The organism is Mesorhizobium sp. Mes31 (genome assembly GCF_024519675.1).
Lineage (GTDB): Bacteria > Pseudomonadota > Alphaproteobacteria > Rhizobiales > Rhizobiaceae > Mesorhizobium.
The window spans coordinates 208134-231077 of the sequence record NZ_JALJRL010000004.1; the positions used below are offsets into that span (position 1 = coordinate 208134).

22 protein-coding genes, 1 tRNA gene and 1 pseudogene are annotated in these 22944 nt (G+C 61.7%); 8 read left to right on the forward strand and 16 right to left on the reverse strand.

The features are described 5' to 3' along the window. Nucleotides 1-25 precede the first annotated feature (25 nt). Both NR193_RS08790 and thrS read right to left on the reverse strand, forming a co-directional pair. Nucleotides 26-964 carry a lysophospholipid acyltransferase family protein gene (locus tag NR193_RS08790; RefSeq protein WP_256750478.1) on the reverse strand — a complete coding sequence of 313 codons (939 nt, stop codon included), beginning with the start codon at nt 962-964 and terminating at the stop codon, nt 26-28. 84 nt (nt 965-1048) lie between these two features. Further along, nucleotides 1049-3025, reverse strand: coding sequence for a threonine--tRNA ligase (thrS, locus tag NR193_RS08795; protein ID WP_256750479.1), 1977 nt, complete (start codon nt 3023-3025; stop codon nt 1049-1051). Nucleotides 3026-3229: 204 nt separating this feature from the next. On the opposite strand from thrS, the gene NR193_RS08800 reads away from it, so the two are divergent. Next, the gene (locus tag NR193_RS08800; RefSeq protein ID WP_256750480.1) at nt 3230-4084 is read left to right on the forward strand and encodes an SAM-dependent methyltransferase; all 855 of its coding nucleotides are present in this window, start codon (nt 3230-3232) and stop codon (nt 4082-4084) included. A gap of 11 nt (nt 4085-4095) precedes the next feature. Here the strand turns inward: NR193_RS08800 and NR193_RS08805 are convergent. Further along, a pseudogene (locus tag NR193_RS08805) lies at nt 4096-4233 on the reverse strand (class D beta-lactamase); the annotation flags it as partial. Nucleotides 4234-4379: 146 nt separating this feature from the next. Beyond that, nucleotides 4380-4754, reverse strand: coding sequence for a membrane protein insertion efficiency factor YidD (gene yidD, locus NR193_RS08810; protein WP_256750482.1), 375 nt, complete (start codon nt 4752-4754; stop codon nt 4380-4382). Between the two features lie 341 nt (nt 4755-5095). Between yidD and NR193_RS08815 the strand changes: the two genes are divergently transcribed. After that, on the forward strand, nt 5096-6019 hold the full coding sequence (locus tag NR193_RS08815) for a LysR substrate-binding domain-containing protein (RefSeq protein WP_256750483.1): 924 nt from the start codon (nt 5096-5098) through the stop codon (nt 6017-6019). On the opposite strand, the gene NR193_RS08820 is transcribed toward NR193_RS08815, so the two are convergent. Then, nucleotides 6016-6462 carry an iron-sulfur cluster assembly scaffold protein gene (locus NR193_RS08820; protein WP_256750484.1) on the reverse strand — a complete coding sequence of 149 codons (447 nt, stop codon included), beginning with the start codon at nt 6460-6462 and terminating at the stop codon, nt 6016-6018. The two genes, NR193_RS08815 and NR193_RS08820, sit on opposite strands and share 4 nt — an antisense overlap. A gap of 240 nt (nt 6463-6702) precedes the next feature. On the opposite strand from NR193_RS08820, the gene folE reads away from it, so the two are divergent. From folE to NR193_RS08835, 3 genes are all read left to right on the forward strand, one after another. Beyond that, nucleotides 6703-7338, forward strand: a complete 636-nt coding sequence (gene folE, locus NR193_RS08825) for a GTP cyclohydrolase I FolE (RefSeq protein WP_256750485.1) — start codon at nt 6703-6705, stop codon at nt 7336-7338. A gap of 113 nt (nt 7339-7451) precedes the next feature. Beyond that, nucleotides 7452-7910, forward strand: a complete 459-nt coding sequence (hisI, locus tag NR193_RS08830) for a phosphoribosyl-AMP cyclohydrolase (RefSeq protein WP_256750486.1) — start codon at nt 7452-7454, stop codon at nt 7908-7910. 84 nt (nt 7911-7994) lie between these two features. Continuing rightward, the gene (locus NR193_RS08835; RefSeq protein WP_256750487.1) at nt 7995-8966 is read left to right on the forward strand and encodes a patatin family protein; all 972 of its coding nucleotides are present in this window, start codon (nt 7995-7997) and stop codon (nt 8964-8966) included. A gap of 6 nt (nt 8967-8972) precedes the next feature. Here NR193_RS08835 and recJ read toward each other — a convergent pair whose 3' ends face one another. From recJ to NR193_RS08875, 8 genes are all read right to left on the reverse strand, one after another. Then, nucleotides 8973-10757, reverse strand: a complete 1785-nt coding sequence (gene recJ, locus NR193_RS08840; protein ID WP_256750488.1) for a single-stranded-DNA-specific exonuclease RecJ — start codon at nt 10755-10757, stop codon at nt 8973-8975. Between the two features lie 87 nt (nt 10758-10844). Beyond that, a complete protein-coding gene (locus NR193_RS08845; protein ID WP_256750489.1) occupies nt 10845-11069 on the reverse strand; it encodes a DUF6434 domain-containing protein in 225 nt (74 codons plus the stop codon). Between the two features lie 72 nt (nt 11070-11141). Continuing rightward, complete coding sequence (gene glpX / locus NR193_RS08850; protein WP_256750490.1) at nt 11142-12125, reverse strand: class II fructose-bisphosphatase; 984 nt, start codon at nt 12123-12125, stop codon at nt 11142-11144. 263 nt (nt 12126-12388) lie between these two features. Continuing rightward, nucleotides 12389-12556 carry a Thivi_2564 family membrane protein gene (locus NR193_RS08855; protein ID WP_081293949.1) on the reverse strand — a complete coding sequence of 56 codons (168 nt, stop codon included), beginning with the start codon at nt 12554-12556 and terminating at the stop codon, nt 12389-12391. A 70-nt stretch (nt 12557-12626) separates the two neighbouring features. Then, nucleotides 12627-12983, reverse strand: coding sequence for a hypothetical protein (locus tag NR193_RS08860; RefSeq protein ID WP_256750491.1), 357 nt, complete (start codon nt 12981-12983; stop codon nt 12627-12629). Between the two features lie 134 nt (nt 12984-13117). Continuing rightward, complete coding sequence (locus NR193_RS08865) at nt 13118-14431, reverse strand: homoserine dehydrogenase (protein ID WP_256750492.1); 1314 nt, start codon at nt 14429-14431, stop codon at nt 13118-13120. A 46-nt stretch (nt 14432-14477) separates the two neighbouring features. Then, nucleotides 14478-15695 (reverse strand): LL-diaminopimelate aminotransferase, encoded by a 1218-nt coding sequence (locus NR193_RS08870; protein WP_256750493.1) that lies wholly within the window; start codon nt 15693-15695, stop codon nt 14478-14480. 58 nt (nt 15696-15753) lie between these two features. Continuing rightward, nucleotides 15754-16140 carry a hypothetical protein gene (locus NR193_RS08875; protein ID WP_256750690.1) on the reverse strand — a complete coding sequence of 129 codons (387 nt, stop codon included), beginning with the start codon at nt 16138-16140 and terminating at the stop codon, nt 15754-15756. A 98-nt stretch (nt 16141-16238) separates the two neighbouring features. Between NR193_RS08875 and NR193_RS08880 the strand changes: the two genes are divergently transcribed. From NR193_RS08880 to NR193_RS08890, 3 genes are all read left to right on the forward strand, one after another. Continuing rightward, nucleotides 16239-18074 (forward strand): alpha/beta hydrolase, encoded by a 1836-nt coding sequence (locus tag NR193_RS08880; protein ID WP_256750494.1) that lies wholly within the window; start codon nt 16239-16241, stop codon nt 18072-18074. Nucleotides 18075-18288: 214 nt separating this feature from the next. Then, on the forward strand, nt 18289-19542 hold the full coding sequence (locus tag NR193_RS08885) for a D-Ala-D-Ala carboxypeptidase family metallohydrolase (RefSeq protein ID WP_256750495.1): 1254 nt from the start codon (nt 18289-18291) through the stop codon (nt 19540-19542). Between the two features lie 223 nt (nt 19543-19765). After that, nucleotides 19766-19840, forward strand: a tRNA-Glu gene (locus NR193_RS08890). Between the two features lie 131 nt (nt 19841-19971). Here NR193_RS08890 and NR193_RS08895 read toward each other — a convergent pair. The 3 genes from NR193_RS08895 to NR193_RS08900 are packed head-to-tail and all read right to left on the reverse strand — an operon-like array spanning nt 19972 to nt 22912. Beyond that, nucleotides 19972-21747, reverse strand: a complete 1776-nt coding sequence (locus tag NR193_RS08895; protein WP_256750496.1) for an ABC-three component system protein — start codon at nt 21745-21747, stop codon at nt 19972-19974. Then, nucleotides 21744-21986, reverse strand: a complete 243-nt coding sequence (locus tag NR193_RS33560) for an ABC-three component system middle component 6 (protein WP_309145397.1) — start codon at nt 21984-21986, stop codon at nt 21744-21746. The genes NR193_RS08895 and NR193_RS33560 overlap by 4 nt, the downstream gene beginning before the upstream one ends. Further along, nucleotides 21983-22912 (reverse strand): ABC-three component system protein, encoded by a 930-nt coding sequence (locus NR193_RS08900; protein ID WP_256750497.1) that lies wholly within the window; start codon nt 22910-22912, stop codon nt 21983-21985. Before NR193_RS08900 ends, NR193_RS33560 begins: the two co-directional genes overlap by 4 nt. Nucleotides 22913-22944: the final 32 nt, after the last annotated feature.

A 22944-nucleotide genomic window follows, 5' to 3' on the forward strand; every position in this document is an offset into this window, starting at 1 on the left:
CCAGGACCGTACGTGGCGACTGATTTCAGGCTGCCAGCTTGGTCCGCGCCGGCAGAAACGGAATCTTGCGACGCGCAGTGATTGGCGCCAGATCGAACACCCCGCGATGAAGGCGATCGAGCAATGCCTTGCGGTCGCGCAAAGGTTCCAGTTCGCTCCAGCTCAGCACATCGCCGACGCGCACGTCGATCGCCTTGCCCGACAGCCGCGCGAACTCGTGTATGAGCAGCGAAATGCGCAGCGTCAGCGAGGCCTTGCCGACGAATTTTGCCACCCGGCCGTCGCGCTCCGCCATGTTCATCGGGCCGCTGACCAGATGGAACAGCCGGCCGTTCTGCCCGGAAAAATGCATCGGAATGACCGACGCCCTGGCGTCCTGGACGAGACGGGCGGGAAACATCTTCCACGGTAGGTCGCGCGCACGGCCAAAGCCCTTCGGCGCGGTGGCGACACCACCGGCCGGAAACACCACGATGGTGACGCCTTCCTTCAGCAGCCGCACCGCCTCGTGTCGCACGGCCATGTTGTTCTTCAGTGCGTCCTTGGTCTCGGAAAAATCGATCGGCAGCGAATAAGGCTCCATCTCGCGAATCTTGAGCAGGTCCTTGTGGATCATCACCCGGAACGGGCGCCCCAGTTGCTCGGCCAGCGAAAGCACGGCAATGCCGTCACCGATGCCGAACGGATGGTTGGCGACGATGACCAGCGGCGTATCCGGCAATTGCGCGGGCGGCCATTGATCGGCGGTCCGCACGCGGACGTCGATCAGCTCGAGCATGCGGCTGAACACGCGCTCGCCGGTCGGCACGACCTGCCGGCGCCAGAAATCATAGAGCGCCGTATAGCGATCGCGTCCCGACAGGCCTTCGATGGAATGGATGACCCACCGCGTCAGCGCCGGCTGGCGCGGATTGGCATAGGAAAGCTCGGGAAACGGTTTTTCGCGCATTTTCAGCTTGAGCATGGAGGCTCGTTACAAGGTCGGCGTGACAAGGATATGAAAATGGCGGTGGATCGCTCCACCGCCATTTCGTCGAGACTGTGCGGATCAGGCTGCGCGTTTGCGCCGGCGGTCGGGTGTGATCGCTTCTTCGGTCAATTGTGCGATCGCCTCGGCAAGGTCAAGCGATTCCTGGTCGCGCGATCCCAGCCGGCGCATGTTGACCGTCTGCTCTTCCGCCTCGCGCTTACCGCAGACGAGGATGACCGGAACCTTGGCCAGCGAATGCTCGCGGACCTTGTAGTTGATCTTCTCGTTGCGCAGATCGGCCTCCGCCAAAAGCCCGGCGGCCTTGAGCTTTGCCACCACCTCGGTCGCATAGCCGTCGGCGTCCGACGTGATCGTCGCCACCACCACCTGCAGCGGCGCGAACCACAGCGGGAAATGACCGGAATAGTTCTCGATCAGGATGCCGAGGAAGCGTTCCATCGAACCGCAGATGGCGCGATGCACCATCACCGGCTGTTTCTTCTCGGAATCCGAGCCGATGTAGAAGGCGCCAAAGCGTTCCGGCAGGTTGAAGTCGACCTGCGTCGTGCCGCACTGCCATTCGCGGCCGATGGCATCCTTCAGCACATATTCGAACTTCGGTCCGTAGAAGGCGCCCTCGCCCGGATTGATCGATGTCTTGATCCGATTGCCGGACCTCGTCCTGATCGTCTCCAGCACACTGCCCATGATCGCTTCAGCGTGGTCCCACGCCTCGTCGGTGCCGACGCGTTTGTCCGGCCGCGTCGACAGCTTGACACTGATCTCGTCAAAACCGAAATCGGCATAGGTCGACAGGATCAGGTCGTTGATGCGCAGGCACTCCGACGCCAGCTGCTCCTCGGTGCAGAAGATATGCGCATCGTCCTGCGTGAAGCCGCGCACGCGCATCAGCCCGTGCAGTGCGCCCGATGGCTCGTAGCGATGCACATTGCCGAATTCCGCAAGTTTTACGGGTAGGTCGCGGTAAGACTTCAACCCATGCTTGAAAATCTGCACGTGGCCAGGGCAGTTCATCGGCTTCAGCGCGAAAACGCGGTCATCGTCGGTATCGTCGCCGGCAACCGTCACCTTGAACATGGCGTCGCGATACCAGCCCCAGTGGCCTGACGTCTCCCACAGGCTCTTGTCGAGCACCTGCGGCGCGTTGACCTCCTGATAGCCCTGCTCGTCGAGGCGGCGGCGCATGTAGTTGACCAGGTTCTGGAACATCCTCCAGCCCTTGGCGTGCCAGAAGACGACGCCCGGCCCCTCTTCCTGGAAATGGAACAGGTCCATCTCGCGGCCGAGCTTGCGGTGGTCGCGCTTCTCGGCCTCCTCCAGCATCGTCTGGTAGGCGTCGAGCTGCGCCTGGTCGGCCCAGGCCGTGCCGTAGATGCGCGTCAGCATCGGGTTGTTGCTGTCACCGCGCCAATAGGCGCCGGCCACCTTCATCAGCTTGAAGGCATTGCCGATCTGGCCGGTCGAGGCCATGTGCGGGCCACGGCAAAGGTCGAACCAGTCGCCCTGGGCATAGATCTTGAGATCCTGGTCCTCGGGAATGGCATCGATCAGTTCCAGCTTGTAGCGCTCGCCCTTGTCGGCGAAGATCTTCTTCGCCTTGTCACGCGACCAGACCTCCTTGGTGAACGGCTTGTTGCGCGCGATGATCTCGCGCATCTTCTTCTCGATCACCGGAAAGTCGTCTGGCGTAAACGGCTCGTTGCGGGCGAAGTCATAGTAGAACCCGTTCTCGATCACCGGGCCGATGGTCACCTGCGTCCCCGGCCACAGTTCCTGCACGGCTTCCGCCAGCACATGGGCGGCGTCGTGGCGGATGAGCTCCAATGCGCGCGCATCGTCGCGAGTGACGATCTCGACCTTGCCGGACTTGCCGAGCGGGTCGGAGAGGTCGCGCACCGTGCCGTCGATGCTGTAGGCGACGGCCTTCTTGGCCAGCGACTTCGAGATCGATTCGGCAAGACCAGCACCGGTCATCGCCGCGTCGTAATCGCGGACGGAGCCATCGGGAAATGTCAGGGAAACGGAATTCAGCATTTGTATCTCCTATCCAGTCCCGCAAACGAGCGCGGGTGGTCGTGGGAAAGCCGGAGGCGTCCGGCAGCGGGCGAGGTTTTAGAGGCAGCGTTGCGTCAGGTAAAGAGCGGCAATTGGCGCAGCCGTCAGGAAATGTCACCACAGATGTCGCAGACCAGTCGCAGAGGCTTGCGAAAATGCACGACATAAACTGGAATCACCAGCATGGAAGACGCAACACCCAGCCGAACCGCCCTTGGCGTCGCACGCATGAGGGCTCTGCATCAGTTTTCGCCGCAGGCAGGGCTGTTTCGCGATCCCTACGCGATCGCGATTCTGGGTGAAGCGGCTCCCGCGGCACAAGAGCTTGAGCAGGAAGACGAGCGCCGTCGGCGCATGCGCCTGTTCGTGACCGCGCGCGCCCGGTTCGCCGAGGACTGGCTGGCGGCGGCGGTGCATCGCGGCATCCGGCAGCTCGTCGTGCTTGGCGCTGGCCTTGATACGTTTTCGCTGCGCAATCCATATGCGGGTCTCAGCATCTTCGAAGTCGACCACCCGGCGACGCAAGCCTGGAAACGCAAATGCATTGCCGATAGCGGTCTTGCCGAGCCACCCGCCACCAGATTCGTGCCGGTCGATTTCGAGCGGCAAAGCCTGTCCGCAGAATTGGCTGCGGCCGGTTTGCGGTCGACCGAACCGAGCTTCTTCATCTGGCTGGGCGTCGTCCCCTATTTGACGAAGGAAGCGATCTTCAACACGCTGTCCTGGATAGCCGGTGTTCCTGGCTCGGAGGTGGTGTTCGACTATAGCGAACCGGCCGAGAACCGCGACGCTGCGGGAAAGGCCGCTCTCGCCTTCCATGCGGCGCGCGTCGCGTCTGTCGGGGAGCCATGGATCAGCTTCTTTGTTCCGGACGAGCTGGCGAAATACCTGACTGACCTAGGCTTCGACGAAATCGAAGATCTCGAGAGTGGCGATATCGCCGCCCGCTTTTCCGGGGTCCCGAAGGGAACGACGAGCAATTCCGGCGGCCACATCATCCGCGCGCGCCGAAGCTGGTTGTCGGTCCCGTCCTCCTAAAGTGTCTAAGCGCTCGCCGCATCGACGATCAACGTACACTGCACGTCCCCGAGCGGCGCCGATTGCGCGCGCATCGGGAACCCCAGCAGCCAGGCAAGCAGGAACAGGACTCCAGCCAGGATAAAGGGAAGACGGTCGACGTTGCGCATGTGATACTCGCTCCAGAAGGGTGTTCGCGAACGGGCTTAGCGAGGTCTCTTGTCTCGATTTTGTCTCAAATGCGCAGTCTTTGTGCAGGCTGGCGTTAACCCTACCAGAAGGTTAAGTCGTGTGCCCGCGGCCTTGATCGGCGCGATCAGACTGGCGGATCGCCACGTTTTCTTCCGACCCGCCAGTATCGCCAGGGCATGAACCACACGAAACGATCCGCGAGCGTCTCCGGCACAAGGTCGATGCCATGCGTGCCGAATGGCCCGCAGCGTAGCACGCGGAAAAATCCCATCCAGCCGCCGGCCCACAGCCCATGGCGGGCGATTGCCTCATGCGCATATTCGGAACAGGTCGGCAGGTGCCGGCAGGAATTGCCGACAAAGCCGGACAGCGTCAGCTGGTAAAGGCGCACAAGCGATGTGCCGAGGAGACGCCCCGGCGTCTTGCGCCATGGCCCTGGCCAGTTGCGCCCGCGCCTCGGCCGTCCGGCGATATGCGCATGCCCATGTTGGTCGCGCACCGCATTCTCCGTATCGCGTTTTCCCAACGGATAGATGTGGACTTCGGCCGCAGAACGCAATCCCCGTCCACCCGTTGCCGTGTCACCCGCTTCAGGGTCTGGAACGACGAAAGGGATATCGCCCTGCCGAAGGCGCCCAGCGGACAGGACTGGCCGGCTCTTCACGGCGCTTTGCATGCTGCTGTTCGTCACGCCATTGAAACGTTGCGACCCGCATGACATCGCCAAGGATGCTCAGGAACTGGATCATTGTCGTGTCTCCTTTGACGCGATTAGACCGCCACTGGCTCTCGCCTTCAAACGAGTATAATTTCCACTACGGATAATCTGAGGTTATGCGAATGAAGCGCGGGCGATTACCACTGACGGCATTGAGGAGCTTCGAGGTGGCGGGCCGGCATCTGAGCTTCAGCAGGGCCGCCGAGGAGCTTTTTGTCTCGCAGGCGGCAATCAGCCGGCAGATCCGCGAGCTCGAAATCTTCCTGCGCCAGCCCCTGTTCGAACGTCACCACCGCCGCGTCGAACTGACCGATGCAGGCCGGCGTCTGCTCGCCCAGTTGGTCCGGAGTTTTGACGACATCGACAGACTGCTTTCGGAATTGGTCACGGTCCCGGCGCAGTCCGTGGTCCGCGTCAGCGTCGAACCCTCACTTGCATCCGTGTGGCTCGTGCCACGGCTCAATCGATTTCGCGAATTGCGACCCGATATCGACGTTTCCCTCGAAGTCGATCCAAGGCTGATCGAGTTTCGTAGCGATCAGCCCGAACTGGCCTTGCGCTTCAGCGCGCATGCCGCCTCGTGGCCACACAGTGAGGCCGAGCGACTTGCCTCGACAGTCGACTCACCAGTTCTGTCGCCGGCGCTGCTCGCCTCCGGTCCTGCCCTCGGGAAGCCTATCGACCTTGGTCGCTACACGCTTTTGCACGAGGAAAACCGGCAGGGCTGGGCGCGCTGGTTCGAAGCAGCCGGCGTGCCCGCCGATGCCGTGCCCGCGCGCGGTCCCATGCTGGCGGATGCGTCACTTTCAAAGCAGGCCGCCCTGCTCGGGCATGGCGTGGCGCTGGGCGATCTCTTGCAGATCGGCGAGGAAATCGCATCCGGCGCCCTGATCAAGCCGTTCGACATCGATGTCGCCTCCGGCGCCTACTGGCTGGTGGCGAAAAATTTGAAGGATCTGTCGGAGCCAGCCGCGGCTTTCGCCGACTGGGTCCGCGGCGAATTTGCCGAAAGCAGGCGCGCGCGGAATTTGGGGGATCCGGCCTAAGCCGCTTCTTCGGCGCGCTTCTTCTCGATCTGGCCGATCGCGTCGACCACGGCGTCGAAGGTCAGCATGGTCGAGGCATGGCGCGCCTTGTAGTCGCGCACCGGCTCCAGATACTTCAGGTCGGCGAAGCGGCCGTCAGGCGGAGCGCCATTTTCCTTCAGCATCTTCAGCATGGTGTCGCGCACCGCGCGCAATTCGTCGGCGCTCGCGCCGACGACATGCTGCGCCATGATCGAGGATGACGCCTGGCCGAGCGCACAGGCCTTCACGTCATGGGCGAAATCGGTGACCACGCCATCCTCCATCTTGAGGTCGACGGTGACAGTCGAGCCGCACAGCTTGGAATGCGCCTTCGCGGTCGCGTCGGGATGGTCGAGCCGGCCGATGCGCGCGATGTTTCCGGCAAAACCGAGAATTTTCGCATTGTAGACGTCGTTGATCATTATTTTCCAATCCGTCGCCGCCAAGCGAACAGCGATTGCCGCTGCCGTGTCTTCCTTTCGCTCGTCATGACCATATATAATGCTGGCAGTCCGGTATCGACAAGGCAGCGAAAGCCAGCGTCCTTGCCGGAAAGTTCACGCCGCTTACGGGGCTGGAAACGGGGCGAGTTTCCGACACCGAAAGGTCGTGGTCCGTTCAACTCGTTCCTCCGCGGAGAGGGACTACGGGAGACGCCTTTTATGGATGCCGTCATCAAGAAACTCATGCCCCAGTCCGCCTACATGGAAAAGCCGGTCACAGACCGTCCGAGCGAAGCCGAGGTCGAGGCTGCCGTGCGCACGTTGCTGCGCTGGACCGGCGACAATCCGGACCGTGAGGGGCTCGTCGACACGCCGAAACGCGTGGCCAAGGCCTATCGTGAAATGTTTGGCGGCTACGACATGTGCCCGGCCGATGAACTCGGCCGCACCTTCGAGGAGGTCGCCGGCTACGACGACCTGGTCATCGTCAAGGACATAAGTTTCCATTCGCATTGCGAGCACCACATGGTGCCGATCATCGGCAAGGCACATGTCGGCTATCTCCCCGACGGCAAGGTCGTTGGCCTGTCGAAGATCGCGCGCGTCGTCGATATCTTCGCCCATCGCCTGCAGACGCAGGAAGCACTGACCGCGCAGATCGCTGGCGTCATCCAGGATGTGCTCAATCCCCGTGGCGTCGCCGTCATGATCGAGGCCGAGCACATGTGCATGGCCATGCGCGGCATCCGCAAGCAGGGTTCCACCACCCTCACCTCGACCTTCACCGGCGTCTTCAAGGACACTCCCGATGAGCAGGTTCGTTTCGTCACCATGGTGCGCGGCGGCGGAGTCTGACCGGTCACCGCCGGCTTCGCCAGACCATGATGCCGAAAATTGGAAACCGGTTTTCGCGGACAAACGAAAACGTTTGTCCAGAGATCATGGTCAAACAGGAAAATGAACCGGCGATGTCGGCACTGGAATTTCCGAAAGCTCCGTCAGACAAGAAAGCGCTGGAGGAAGGCACTGTCCTCTCGCCGCGCTTTGATGCCGCCGGCCTCGTCACGGTGGTCGTCACAGATGCCGAAGATGGCATGCTGTTGATGGTGGCGCACATGAATGCGCGGGCGCTGGGGCTGACGCTGGAAACCGGCATCGCCCACTACTGGTCGCGCTCGCGCAATGCACTTTGGAAGAAGGGTGAAACCTCGGGCAATTTCCAGCATGTCGTCGAAATGCGCGCCGACTGCGATCAGGATGCATTGTGGCTGCGCGTCAAAGTGTTGGGCCACGACGCAACCTGTCACACCGGTCGGCGTTCATGCTTTTATCGGACGGTGGGGTTGATCAACGGCAAGGCGACGCTTGCCGGCGATGGCAGCAAGCCGCTGTTCGATGCGGAAAACACGTATCGGAAGCCTTTGTGAACCATTCAATATTCACAAACCACTCATATTCACTATTCTCAAACGTACTTCCCGTAGAAAGGGAGTGGGACAAGGGAGATTATGGTGCTCGAGTGGGCGTCATTGCGTAACAGACCAGACGTTCGGGAAGCCAACGGCCTCTCTTCGTCGGGCGGCGCATCAGAACCAAAACCTGCAAAGAAAACAGGCATTTCGCTCGCCTTGGGTGGCGGTTGTGCCAGAGGCTGGGCCCATATCGGCGTGCTGCGCGCGCTCGATGAGGCCGGTATCGAGCTCTCGATGATCGCCGGCACTTCGATCGGCGCGCTGGTCGGCGGCTGTTACCTCGCCGGCAAACTGGATGAGCTGGAAGACTTCGCCCGCAGCCTGACCAGGCGCCGCATCTTCGGTCTGCTAGACCTCAATCTGCGCGGCAGCGGCCTGTTCGGCGGCATGAAGCTGGATGCCCGCCTGCGTGAACACGTGGCCGGTGTTCGTTTCGAGGATCTGCCCAAGCCCTTCGTCGCAGTCACGTCCGAGATCCGCACCGGCCATGAAATCTGGCTGTCGAGCGGCTCGCTGATCACCGCCATGCGCGCTTCCTATGCGCTGCCTGGCGTGTTCGAGCCCGTGAATTGCAACGGCCGCGTGCTGGTCGACGGTGCACTGGTCAACCCGGTTCCGGTTTCGGTCTGCCGCGCCTATGAGCAGCCGCTCGTTGTGGCGGTCAACCTTCACTATGATCTGTTCGGCCGCGCCGCCGTCATCAAGCACAGCGCCGGCGAACTGGTCGTTGAAAAGGACGCGCCGAGGCCCGGCCAGGTCGACATGGAACGCCAGTCCCGCGAGACACGGCTCGGCATTACCGGCGTCATGGTCGAAGCCTTCAACATCATCCAGGACCGCATTTCGCGCGCCAGGCTTGCCGGCGATCCGCCTGACATGTCGCTGCAGCCGAAGCTCAGCCATATCGGCCTGACCGAATTCCATCGCGCCGACGAGGCGATCCGCCTCGGCTATGAGGCAACGATGGCGCAGATCGGCGAACTGACACGGCTGCAGACCGTTCTCGCCTGATCAAACCTACGCGCGGGCCGCGTCGACAATGCGAAATTGCACCGTGCGGTTGCCGTTCCAGTAATTGCCTGACAGCGAGCCGGCGACATGCACCGTCTTGCCCCGGTTCTTGAACAGGAATTCGCCAAGCGCGGTATCGACGGCGCGGAAGGCGATCGCCTGGATGCGGCCGCCACTTTCCGACTGCAAGTCGACGCGAATGTGGTTGGTGCCGACCGGCCTGGCGTCGGCCAGCCGATGACGCGGCAGCACAAAGACGGGGGCGGCATGCCCGGCACCGAATGGTCCCGCCTTCTCCAGCGCGTCGAGCAAACCAACCGTCGCGCCTTCGGCGGCCAGCGCGCCATCGATCGCCAGGCGTTCCTCGCCCTGCAGCCGGAACACATCGGCCGCCGCCCGCTCTTCAAAGAACGCCCGGAGCTCGCCAAGTCTCGACCGCTCGACCGTGATGCCGGCCGCCATGCCATGGCCGCCACCCTTGACGATCAACCCGGCATCGGCGGCCTCTCGCACCAATCGGCCAAGGTCGAAACCCGATACCGATCGGCCCGAACCGGTGCCGACGCCGTTGGCATTGAAGGCGATGGCGAAGGCCGGCCGCCGCGCGTGATCCTTCAGCCGTGAGGCGAGCAGGCCGACAATGCCCGGATGCCAGTTGTTGCTGGCGGTGACGACGATCGCAGGGCCATTGCCACCGGCAAGCTCGGCATCGGCCTCGGCGCGCGCCGCCGCCAGCATCTCCTGCTCCATCAGCTGCCGTTCCTGATTGAGCCGGTCCAGCGTTTCGGCGATGGCGCGAGCCTCGACCGGATCGTCGGTGGCAAGCAGGCGGCTGCCAAGTGCCGCATCGCCAATGCGCCCGCCGGCATTGATGCGCGGCCCGATGAGATAGGCCAGGTGGAAGGTGCTGATCGGCTCGCCGATACGCGAAACCCGGGCGAGTGCCGCCAGCCCTTCGTTCTTTTGCTGTCGCGCCATTTGCAGCCCCTTGACCACGAAGGCGCGGTTGACGCCGATCAGCGGCACCACGTCGCAGGCGGTCGCAAGTGCCACCAGATCGAGCAGCGAAAGCAGGTCTGGCGGCTCGGCGTCGGCCATACGGCCACGCAGGATCTTCGCCGTCTGCACGAGGGCGAGGAAGACGACGCCGGCGGCGCACAGATGGCCCTGTCCGGAGAGGTCGTCGTCGCGGTTGGGATTGACGACAGCGATTGCCGCCGGCAACGGACCGCCAACCTGATGGTGATCGAGCACGACGACATCGGCGCCGGCCGCATTGGCGGCATCGATGGAGGCGGCGCTGTTGGTGCCGCAATCGACGGTGACGATCAGTGTCGCGCCGCGCGAAACGAGTTCGCGCATGGCGTCGGGATTGGGACCATAGCCCTCGAAAATGCGATCCGGGATATAGATTTCCGACGGCACCGAGAAATGCGCGAGAAAACGCTTCAGCAAGGCCGACGAGGCAGCGCCGTCGACGTCATAGTCGCCGAAGATCGCCACCTTCTCCCTGGCGATCACCGCAGCGGCGATGCGGGCCGCCGCCTTGTCCATGTCGGTCAGCGATGTCGGATCCGGCAGCAGGTCGCGGATCGTCGGATCGAGAAACCGCTCGGTCTGCTCGGCGGTGACGCCGCGGCCGGCAAGCACGCGCGCGACGATGTCGGGCACGCCATGGCCTTGCGCGATGGCGAGCGCAATCATGTCCTGCCGCTCGGTCAGCCGGTGCTCCCAGGAAACGCCGGTAGCCGATTGCCTGACGTCGAGGAAGAGGCGCCGTTCGCCGGTCATGCGGTTTGCCAACTCATATGTGGCCGCAGGATAGGCCAAAGGCAGGCAAAGCCAAGCGGTTCGCGGTGATGGGAGACCTCAAGAAAACTACGCTTTCCGCTTTTCAGCCTGGCGCCGAAGCCATTCGTCGGCGGCATCCCCCATCGTCTTTTGCGCACCGTCCTTGAGCCAAGCCATGAAAGGTCGGTCGAACCTGAACGCATCGCCGCATTCGCGGATGAGAAAGCGGCGCACGTTCTGGGTGTTGCGATAGGATTTGGTGATGGCCGTGGCACGCGAGATCGGGTCGGCGTGCCAGTCGAACGGTTTCATCGCCAGGTCCTTACAGCCAGCATCGGATGCAACCAGATGGCTAACGACTGCGAGGTGGCTTCGCAAGCCGGTCTAGAACTTATCCAGATCCTGGTGCCGGGCCTTGATCTCGCGCACGGTCCGCGAGGACGAGCGCAACACGATCGTGTGGGTGGTGATGTAGTTGCGGCCGAACTTGACCCCCGCCAGCATATTGCCGTCGGTGACGCCAGTGGCCGCGAACAGCACGTCGCCGCGCGCCATGTCTTCCGCACGATAGACCCGCTTCGGATCGGAAATACCCATTTTCGCGGCGCGCGCGACCTTCTCCGGCGAATCGAGGATCAGCCGGCCCTGCATCTGGCCACCGGTGCACCGTAGCGCCGCCGCGGCCAGCACCCCTTCTGGTGCGCCCCCGGTGCCGAGATAGATGTCGATGCCGGTTTCCTCGGGATCGGTGGTGTGGATGACGCCGGCGACATCGCCGTCGCCGATCAGCCGGATCGCGGCACCCGTGGCGCGCACGGCGTCGATCAGCTTGGCATGGCGTGGCCGGTCGAGGATGCAGGCGGTGATGTCCGACACCGCGACGCCCTTGGCCCGGGCGAGGCTTGCGATGTTGTCGGCCGGCGAGGCATCGATGTCGATGACACCATCGCCATAGCCTGGCCCGATGGCGATCTTGTCCATGTAGACGTCGGGCGCGAACAGCAGACTGCCCTTCTCGGCGATCGCGATGACGGCGAGCGCGTTGGGAAGGTTCTTGGCGCAGATCGTCGTGCCCTCGAGCGGATCGAGCGCGATGTCGACGGCCGGACCTTTGCCGGAGCCGACCGCCTCGCCGATGTAGAGCATCGGCGCCTCGTCCCGTTCACCCTCGCCGATCACCACCGTGCCCTTGATGGCAAGCCGGTTGAGCTCCTGGCGCATGGCATCCACGGCGGCCTGGTCAGCCGCCTTCTCGTCGCCGCGACCGCGCAACCTCGCGGCGGCGACAGCGGCCCGTTCGGTGACGCGCACCAGCTCCATGGTGAGTATCCGGTCAAGACCGGCGACGATGTTCTGGGCCACATTCATTTCGGCAGATCCTCGCTTGCACGCCGCCTCCCGCCGGAGGCGCGTCTCTTTTGTCAAACGAGCATGACAACGGCAAGACCTGTCGAGAGTTTTATCGAATAACCAGCAATATCAATCGATTAAACCACATTTTTGAAAATGCGGCCGGCCCGGTCGGGAAGAACCGGGCCGGCCTGAAAAAGTGAAAAATCATGATCGGTTGCCGGTCGGCTGCATGATCCTATCACAGCCAGCCGCGACGCATTGGCGCGCTTCGCGCGCGCCTAGAAGACCGCGAGATATTTGAGCAGAGAAATAATGCCAATGATGATGACGATGATCTGGACGATCTGCCTCATCCTGGCGTCGAGCGGCAGACGCTGAACCAGATAGAGAACGAGAATGATCACAAGGAACGTGATCAGGATGCCTATCAACATCGATGAAGCCATAATGCCCTCCTGGAAATGATTTACCGAAACGAGGAAATGAGCCGGCAAAGCCGGCTCTATCGTTACGCCATCAATACCAGCGGCGCGGCGTGTCGTTCATCGACTGGCCAATCGCGAGCCCGGCCAGAAAGCCGAGCAGGCCGATCACACCGACCACGGCGGTCGTCGTGCCGGGATTGTCGCGCGCGACTTCCGACACTGCCTGGGCCTGAGTGCGCAGCTGCTGCGCGGTTCGCGACGCGCGGCTCGCCGCCGTCTCGTAGAAATCGGAAGCCTGCTCGCTGGCGTCGTCCAGCATTTCCGCGCCGCGCGCCGAAATGCTCTTGTTGATCTTGGTGATCTCCTTGCGCAGTTCGGCGATCTGCTTTTCCAGCGCTTTCTGGATGTCGTCGATATGGGGGGTGTCGGACTTGTTGGTATCGGCCATGAAGCGGTTCCTTTGGGTTGCTGACCAAGAGAACGGCGCCGGGGCGAATTCGTTCCGGCATATCGCGGCTGTTTGCCATGGTGCCGAGGTGCAAGACCGGCGCGATCTTGCTCGCGCTGCGGCCCGACTGGAAGCTACCCTGCCCGCTCGATGCGGATAACCTGCGGCTTGTCGGTCAGGTGACCATCCTTGGTGATGCCGTCGACGGCCTTGCGCACGGCGGCCTCGGTCGTCTCGTGAGTCACGAGGATCACCGTCTTCTGCGCCGCCGCCTCCTCGCTGACCGCGTGCTGGACGATCGATTCGAGCGAGATATCGTTGTCGGCCATGCGTTTGGCGATCGCCGCGAACACGCCGATGCGGTCGTGCACGGTCAGGCGGATGAAGTAGCCGCCGGCATGGCTGCGCATCTGCGCTTTCTTGTAGGGTTTCAGTTCCTTCGCCGGCCGGCCGAATACCGGGCCATGCTGGAAGCCGGGCCGGCTCTTGGCGATGTCGGCGATGTCGCCGATGACGGCCGAGGCTGTGGCGTTGCCGCCGGCGCCGGGGCCGGAGAGCAGCAGTTCGCCCAGTATGTCGGTCTCGATCGCCACTGCATTGGTGACGCCATGCACCTGCGCGATGACCGAGGCCGTTGGCACCATGGTCGGGTGCACGCGCTGCTCGATGCCGCTTTCGGTGCGCTGCGCGACGCCGAGCAGCTTGATCCGGTAGCCGAGATCGCCGGCCGCGCGGATATCAGCCTGGGTGATGTTGGAAATGCCTTCCATATAGATGTCGTTGGCGGCGATCCTCGTGCCGAAGGCAAGGCTGGTCAGGATCGACAGCTTGTGCGCGGTGTCGTGGCCCTCGATGTCGAAGGTCGGATCGGCCTCGGCATAGCCCAGCCGTTGCGCGTCCTTCAGGCAAGCGTCGAACGAGATGCCCTCGGCCTCCATGCGGGTGAGGATATAGTTGCAGGTGCCGTTGAGAATGCCGAACACGCGGGTGACCGAATTGCCGGCCATCGCCTCGCGCATCGTCTTGATGACAGGAATACCGCCCGCCACCGCCGCCTCGTAGTTGAGCAGCACGCCACGCTTCTCGGCGATCTCGGCCAGCGCAACACCATGCTTGGCGAGCAGCGCCTTGTTGGCGGTGACGACATGATGGCCGGCTTCGAGCGCCGCCTTCACCGCGGCGCGCGCCGGTCCCTCGTCGCCGCCGATCAGTTCGACGAAAACATCGATATCGTCGGCCTGCGCCATCTTGACCGGATCGTCGAACCATTTCGCCGAACCGAGATCAACGCCGCGATCGCGTTTCCTGTCGCGCGCCGAGACCGCGGTGACGATGATATCGCGGCCGCACTGCCGGGTCAGTTCCGCCGCCTTGTCGCGCAGCACGCGCGCCACCGAAGCGCCAACCGTGCCAAGACCGGCAATTCCAACACGCAGTGCTTCAGCCATAGCCGGCGACGTCCTTCAGGTCAGATCGAAATTGTGTGCGGCAAGCCTACCGGTGTGCGGAAAGCGGCACCACGTTGTTGGGTTGCTTGGCGCTGGTCGACAGGAAGCGCTTGATGTTGCGCGCCGCCTGCCGGATCCGGTGCTCGTTCTCGACCAGCGCGATGCGCACGTGATCGTCGCCATGTTCGCCAAAGCCGACACCGGGCGCCACCGCCACGTCGGCGTGCTCGATGAGCAGCTTGGAGAATTCGAGCGAGCCGAGATGACGGAACGGCTCCGGAATCGGCGCCCAGGCGAACATCGAGGCCGCGGGCGCGGGAATGGCCCAGCCGGCCCGGCCGAAGGAATCGACCATCACGTCGCGACGCTTGTGGTAGATGTCGCGCACCTCGGCGATGTCGGCGCCGTCGCCGTTGAGCGCATGCGCGGCCGCCACCTGGATCGGCGTGAAGGCGCCGTAGTCGAGATAGGATTTCACCCGCGTCAGTGCCGAGATCAGCCGCTCGTTGCCAACGGCAAAGCCCATGCGCCAGCCGGGCATGGAAAAGGTCTTCGACATCGAGGTGAACTCGACGCAGACGTCGATCGCGCCCGGCACCTGCAGCACCGAGGGTGGCGGATTGCCGTCGAAATAGATCTCCGAATAGGCAAGGTCGGAAAGGATGATGATGTCGTTCTTCTTCGCGAACGCCACCACGTCCTTGTAGAAATCGAGCGAAGCGACCAGTGCCGTCGGGTTCGACGGATAGTTGAGGATCAGCGCCAGCGGCTTCGGGATCGAATGGCGAACACCGCGCTCGAGCGCCGGGATGAAGCCGTCATCAGGCTCCACCTGCAGCGAGCGGATGACGCCACCCGACATGATGAAGCCGAAAGCATGGATCGGATAGGTCGGATTGGGGCACAGGATCACGTCGCCCGGGGCGGTGATCGCCTGCGCCATGTTGGCGAAGCCCTCTTTCGAACCCAGCGTCGCCACCACTTGCGTGTCGGGATTGAGCTTCACGCCGAAGCGGCGGGCGTAGTAGTTGGCCTGGGCGCGACGCAGGCCCGGAATGCCCCGCGAAGAGGAATAACGATGGGTGCGCGGATCGCGCACGACCTCGCACAGTTTGTCGACGATCGCCTTGGGCGTCGGCAGGTCCGGATTGCCCATGCCGAGGTCGATGATGTCGGCGCCGCGCGAACGGGCGCTGGCCTTGAGCCGATTGACCTGCTCGAAGACGTAAGGCGGAAGCCGGCGGACCTTGTGAAATTCTTCCATGGCAGTTCCAGACATCACTTGGTGTTTGGGAGGGCGCGTTTGCGCGCGCCCTATATACTCATTTGCAGGTAGGGTCGAGGGCGGGGTCGCATTTGCCTTCGATCTGCTTCAGCGTTTCGCCGCCATGTTTTTTGGCCAGATCCTTGAGCGCCGCCTGATCGGTGACCTTGGGGCCGCCCCCTTTCGCGCCTTGCGCGTTCTCATCCGCCTTCAATTGCGCAAGCTTGGCGTTCCTCTCGGCTTCGGTGAACTGCGGCGCCGCCACTTGCGGCTTGATGTTCAGGTTTGGAAAGGTGCCGGTGTCCTTCGGCCCCATGCCCGCCGCGACGGGCTCCGGGCCGTTGGTGCTCGAACACCCGGCAGTCCCCAGAAGGATGATCGCCGCGCCGGTGCGCAAAAAACGTCCAGCGCCGAAAAAAACAGTCTCGCCAATATTAATCGTCATATTGTTTCCTTGGCAGCCGAGGTAGAGCGAGATTGGACCCGGTCGGATGTCCCATGTTAATATGTCAAGAAAACGCTTCGGGAGGAACCCCGCGAACCATGTCCAAGACACCCGATTCGGGCAAAGCGGAAGATGACGAGCCTTCGACCGTCGAGCAATATCTGGTGAAGGACCCGGAACGCTTTGCCCTGAACATGGCGCGCATGATCGAGCAGGCCGGCAAGGCTGCTTCCGCGTGGGCCGAGCCACGCGAAAAAGGCGAGGTGCGCGATAGCGTTGCCGAGCCGGTTGTCGACATGGTGAAGACCTTCTCCAAGCTCAGCGAATACTGGCTGTCCGATCCGCAGCGCGCACTGGAAGCGCAGACGCGGCTGTTCTCCGGCTACATGACTGTCTGGGCCAACGCCATTCAGCGCACCAGCAACGCCGCCGAGGGCACTGAAGACGCCGTCAAGCCGGAACGCGGCGACAAGCGCTTTCTCGACCCCGAATGGGGCCGCAACGCCTTCTTCGATTTTCTCAAGCAGGCCTATCTCGTCACCTCGCGCTGGGCGGCCGACCTGGTTGAGCACGCCGATGGCCTGGACGAGCACACCCGCCACAAGGCCGGCTTCTACGTCAAGCAGGTGTCCAACGCCATCTCGCCGTCGAATTTCATCCTGACCAACCCGGAATTGTTTCGCGAAACCGTAGCCTCGAACGGCGAAAACCTGGTACGCGGCATGAAGATGCTGGCCGAGGATATCGCCGCCGGCAAGGGCGATCTGAAGCTGCGCCAGGCCGACTATTCGCCCTTCGAGATCGGCAAGAACATCGCCACCACTCCCGGCAAGGTGGTTGGCCGCAGCGATGTCGCCGAGATCATCCAGTACGATCCCGCGACCGAGATGGTGCTCAAGCGGCCGCTGCTGATCTGCCCGCCATGGATCAACAAGTTCTACATCCTCGATCTCAATCCGCAGAAGTCCTTCATCCGCTGGGCGGTTGAACAGGGCCACACCGTGTTCGTCATCTCCTGGATCAACCCCGACGAGCGCCACGGCACCAAGAGCTGGGAAGCCTACATACGCGAAGGGCTGCAATACGGCCTCGACACGATCGAGAAGGCTACCGGCGAAAGGGACGTCAATGCGATCGGCTATTGCGTCGGCGGCACGCTGCTGGCGGCGGCACTGGCGCTGATGGCGCAGGAAGGCGACGACCGCATCAAGTCGGCCACCTTCTTCACCACGCAGGTCGACTTCACCCATGCCGGCGACCTCAAAGTCTTCGTCGACGAGGAACAGGTCGCGGCGGTGGAAAAGTCGATGAGCGAGAAGGGCTACCTCGACGGCACCAAGATGGCGACCGCCTTCAACATGCTGCGTTCGGGCGACCTGATCTGGCCCTATGTCGTCAACAACTATATGCGCGGCAAGGATCCCCTGCCCTTCGACCTGCTCTACTGGAATGCCGATTCGACCCGCATGGGCGCGGCCAACCACTCCTTTTATCTGCGCAACTGCTATCTCGAGAACAACCTTTCGCGCGGCACGATGGAACTGGCGGGCCACATGGTGTCGCTCGCCGACATCACCATTCCGGTCTACAACCTCGCCTCCAGGGAAGATCACATCGCGCCGGCGCTCTCCGTTTTCCTCGGCTCGAAATATTTCGGCGGCAAGGTCGACTACGTCATGGCCGGGTCCGGCCATATCGCCGGCGTCGTCAATCCGCCGGCATCCAAGAAGTATCAGTACTGGACCGGGGGGACGCCGGCGGGCGACTTCGGCCAGTGGATTGCCGCGGCCACCGAACATCCAGGATCCTGGTGGCCGCACTGGCAAGACTGGATCGAGGCCAAGGACAACACCCGCGTGCCCGCTCGAAAACCCGGCAAGCATATGAAAACCTTGGGGGATGCTCCCGGCACCTATGTGAAGGTGCGTGTGTAACGGACTGTAATGTCTGGTGAGTTGACGGGCCGGTAAAAGCGGGCGAAATGGTGTCGTCAACCTTCGAGCGGCCGTAATTCGGCAATCACGACAAAAATACTTCCAGGCTTGCGGATTTGACACAGGTCTCGTTTCCGGATCGGAGACAAAGGTACCTCGTCGCGACGTTTCAGGGCCGCGCCAAGGATATGCCGACCGGACATCGAGGGGGAATTTGGCTTTGAAATCAGCAGGATGGAGCCTCGCAAAGGGAGAACGCCGCGCCATCGTGGCAGCGCTTTGCTCCGTGCTTCTGGCTTCCTGCACCTCGGCCGGCGACCCGACAATGTCGGTTGGAATGCCGGGTTACAACGCTACCGCATCGGACATAAGCGCGGCCTCGAGCGCCAAGGCTGCCACCGTCAGCGATTCGTCGCAGATCACCACCGAGCAGACGACCGTGATGACGGCAAGCGATACGGCGCTTCCCGAGAAGGTCGCCTATGTACCAATAGCGAACCCCCAGGCCGCCTTTCCGCTGACCACTCCGGCGGGCGCCGAAACGATCGCGGGTAACACGCCGCAGTCGTTGCAGCAGCCGGCACAGACGGGGCGGGAGAACGACGCGGTTGCGCAACAGATTGCAGCCGCCGATGCAGGCGTGACCGCGCCAAAGCCCACAGCCGCGCCGGCGATGAACAATCCGGTCTACGTGACGGCTGGCGAGATGCCACAATCGCCCCAGGCCGAAGTACCCAAGAAAAGAGGCTTCTTGGCCTCGATGTTTGGCGCCACGCCCGCCTCGGCGACGCCGCTCATCAACACCAGGTCGGGTGAGCCGCCCGCAGTGCAGGCCAAGCCGGCGCCAGCACCGGCAAAGCCGATCATCACTCTGGCCTCGGCCAATTCCACGGCAAAGCCGGTGCAGCTGGCCTCGATCGGCGGCGAGACCGGCCACATCACTGGCAGCGATGCCCTGCCCGGCGTGCGCCAGACGGCCTTGTTCGAAATCAAGCGCAAATCCGGCCTCGACGACGAAAGCGACGTCGACCTCAATGAGGACGAGGGCACGGGCGCCGGCGCCTATCAGGTCGCGTCCGCCGCCGGCATGGCCCGGCTGGCGCCCAACGGATTGCTCAAGCAGAACGAGAGCGTCGACGTTGCGTGCCTGAAGCCCTCGCTGGTTCGAGTGTTGAAGACGATCGAGGGCCACTACGGCCGCAAGATGACGGTGACGTCAGGCTATCGCGACCCGGCCCGCAACCGGCGTGCCAACGGTGCCAAGAATTCGCTGCACATGTATTGCGCCGCCGCCGACATCCAGGTCCCCGGCGTTTCGAAATGGGAGCTGGCAAGCTATATCAGAAGCATGCCCGGCCGCGGCGGCGTCGGCACCTACTGCCACACCGAATCCGTGCACGTCGATGTCGGACCCGAGCGCGACTGGAACTGGCGTTGCCGCCGGCGCAGCGGCGGTGGCGACGGCTAACAGCACTTCGTCATCCCAGGGCGAAGCAGGAGCGAAGCTCCGTCGCGGAGCCCTTGGGATCCATGCCGTAACCTTGGCCGAGGAGTGCAGCCGAGCAGATACCGGCACCTTGCCGCGCCTAGGGAAATACCCGGTTTGACAGGCTGGAAAAAAGTTGTCCAAGGCGGCAACTGACGGGTTGCCGGTTGCACGCAACGCCAGTATAAGCCGCTTTCATCTGAGCGCGCCCATCGTCTAGCGGTCAGGACACCGCCCTTTCACGGCGGTAACAGGGGTTCGATTCCCCTTGGGCGTACCAATTAACCATCTGAATTCAATACGATTTTTGAGAGCTCGCCGAGGCTAGGGAATTTTCGTTGTCGAAATCGTTGTTTCGAGATCGCTCAGCCCGTGCTCGATTCGACTCTCAGTTTCGGAAAGATCGAACTATCAGTCGAAGCGGAAGCCGAATAACCCGCCGGTTTCAGTTTCGTCGGACAGCCGCGTTTTTACCACGACGGCGTCTCGATCGATTTCAGCTGGCAGTGGTAGGCTGTCAAAAATGTCTGAGTTCATCGTGACGATATATTGAAGATGGTCCCCGATCGTCGCTCGAGCTCCCAACAGCAGGGCACGCGCTATCTGGCGGGCATCCACACCATCAAACAAATGGCTGTCATGAAAAAGGAAGCGCGGTCCGCCGAACCGCTCGGTCGCCAAGCGTAGGAGCGCGAGGTCGAAGCAAAAGATTTCGACATTTGAAATGCCACCGCCCCGATCACCTTCGATCGATATACGAAACTCAGGTCCATTTTCTGTGGCCTCTACAATGAACCGCCCGACGCGGTCATCGTAAAGTTCGCTAATCGCATCGGCGATCAGCAATATCGCTTTGTCTAATGCCGGCTTTCTCTGCTGATGGTCCTCCTGAAGGCGCCGCTTCAAGTTGACACGATCGATGTCTAGCTGAGTAGACTCGCCTTCCAAGACCTCGGCGGCCTTATATCGCTCGCGAAGCGAGGCTGCAGACGCATCCAGGTCGGACAGTTCGCGCTGTAAGGTCAAGAAGTCGTCTAGCGCTCCGCGTCCTTCCAGTGTCCTGAGGATATTGCTCCGCTCCAAATCGAGACTGGCAAGTCTCGCCTCATTCTCGGTCAAGCGGAGCCTAGTTTCAGCAATCTCTTGTTGCAGATGCGCACGTCGGTTTGAAATGATCGAGTCATAGAACCTATTGACCTCATCAAAACGCCGCAGAGCCACCCCAGGTAGTTCTATGCCACTAGCCGCATAAAGCTTTTGCAGGTCAGCGGGATCGGGAGGGCTTTCAAACGCAAGCGCGCGTTCGAGGTGTTCTCGGGTTTCATGGAGGCTAACGGCCTCGCGGCCGATCCCTTGCATATCGCTTTTTACCTTGGCAGCTCGTCGAGAAAGATCGCGGTAGGAGTCCAATACCTCGAAGTTAGCGAGTTGAGACCGAAGCTTTTCAGCTTTGGTTTCTGCGATAGTCAGTTGAGGACGAAGCTCGGCCACCGTGCCTAAGATTCCGCCGAACGCACCATTTCTGGATGCCTTTTTCAGCTCTTCCAACGTACGTTCGCGTAGTCTTACAGCTTGAAACTCGGCCGGAATTTTCCAATCGAGGCCAAGAAGGTATGAGAGGTTTACCTGCCAGTCGCCGCGCTGTTGCTGCTCCGCTTGACGTTCGGGGTAGAGGAACGCTCCCGAGCTGCGGCGTCGCGAAAAATAGGCGAAGAGAGACCGGAAGCTCGGCGATCCTGCGTCTTCGAAGATTGTTCCGCGAACGTCGGCAGGCATCCCGAAAAGCGCGTGACCAAGAAAGACACGCCAATTTGTGTTGCTGATATATGCCCGCCCGCTAGTCTTGTCGATCTTAGTGGGAAAGTGGAAATCGTTCTCGATGCCCTGAAGTACGAATATCTTCGCGGGATCTGCTCCACTGCGCTCGACTCTGTACCCCTTCCCCAAAATCTTGAACGAACCAGTGAAGCTGTGGCCGACCAGGGCTTTAGTCCGAAAAAGCGAATCCTTATCGCAATTTGAACCGGTTAAGAAATGGATGATCTCCAACAAACTTGTTTTGCCGGCGCTGTTGCGTGTCTGCTTCTCGGTTGCATCAGGCCGAGTGTCAGCAAGGACAACATTGAGCCCGGAGTGAAACCGAACTGTCTTGAACGTCGGCAGCGAGCTTTCGATTGTTTCGATCATGATGGTGAGCTCGCTCGTATCGCGCCTTCCGCAAATTCGATTGCGGCAACCGTGTAGAGGAATGTCAGCGCCAATATGAACCAGTCGAATGATAAGGATGCAGCGGCCGGTCCCCGTGCATATCGAACCCGTTCCCATATTTCCGAGACTGTGCAATCGTCAGTCAGCTGGGAAAGGATTTCTGCCCCCACTCCCAGGAGAGCCCGTTCGTACTGCAAGTGCTTTCCGGGAAGGATCATGGGAGCACTTTCGAGGGATCATCTTCGAAAATGTCGCAACTCTCAAATAGGAATGCGAGTAGCGCCTGCGCTGCCACTTGGCGAGCCGGCGTTACTGTTCCGATTCCAGTAACGAATTCATAGAGCGATAGCATAATCGCGCTCGCTGGCAACTTCTGCGCTTTCACATATTGGTAGCGGACTCGCAAGGCTTGAGCGATGCGCTCTCCGATAAGGGGATCAGGATGCCGGGACAAATACTGACTGACCAAATGTGCATTTTGCCAACCGCTTGCGATCATGGAACGCCAGTGGCTCGGAAGCTTATTGAACTCCAACTTGTCCGGCGGGACGGGGCGGATCGCCGTCACGTCAAACGGTGTATCGTCAGCCGCAACCGCCACGTTCGTTACTAGGGCTCGCAGATCCGCAGCTTGGAGATTTTGAGCATCTTCGCTCGTCGCTGCGATCCCCAGAAGATCCTCGATGCTGCTAAGGTCCATGGTGAAGATACGCTGCTCAAATCCTTCAATGCCTATGAACCCAAATCCCAACGTCGGATTGGCAGTCTTCAACTCATCGAGCCTCTCTACGGCTTCGATCGGCAGACCGTCCACGAGATTGTGGACCATATGCCACTCTTTCATGATCTTAGGAACGCCGACGAGTGCCTTGGCGAAGTCATCCGCCATCTTACCAATCAGATAGGTGACCTTTCCCGAATCGGCATTCAATGCGCCGTAGCATTGGAAGACATGACCGACCGGCTGAAGGTAACCATCGCAACCCTTATCTCCGAGCACGCCGAACGCACGTAAACGAACAAAATCAGACCCATATGCCTTTGACATCATAGAAGAAAAGAAGTCCTGAAATGCGTCGCCGCTACTTTTGCGCAGCTTCAATTCGAGAGAAATTCGCCACCAAAATCTCTGACCTGGAGTCATGCTGAAGCTTATCCCAATCGGAGACCGGGTGT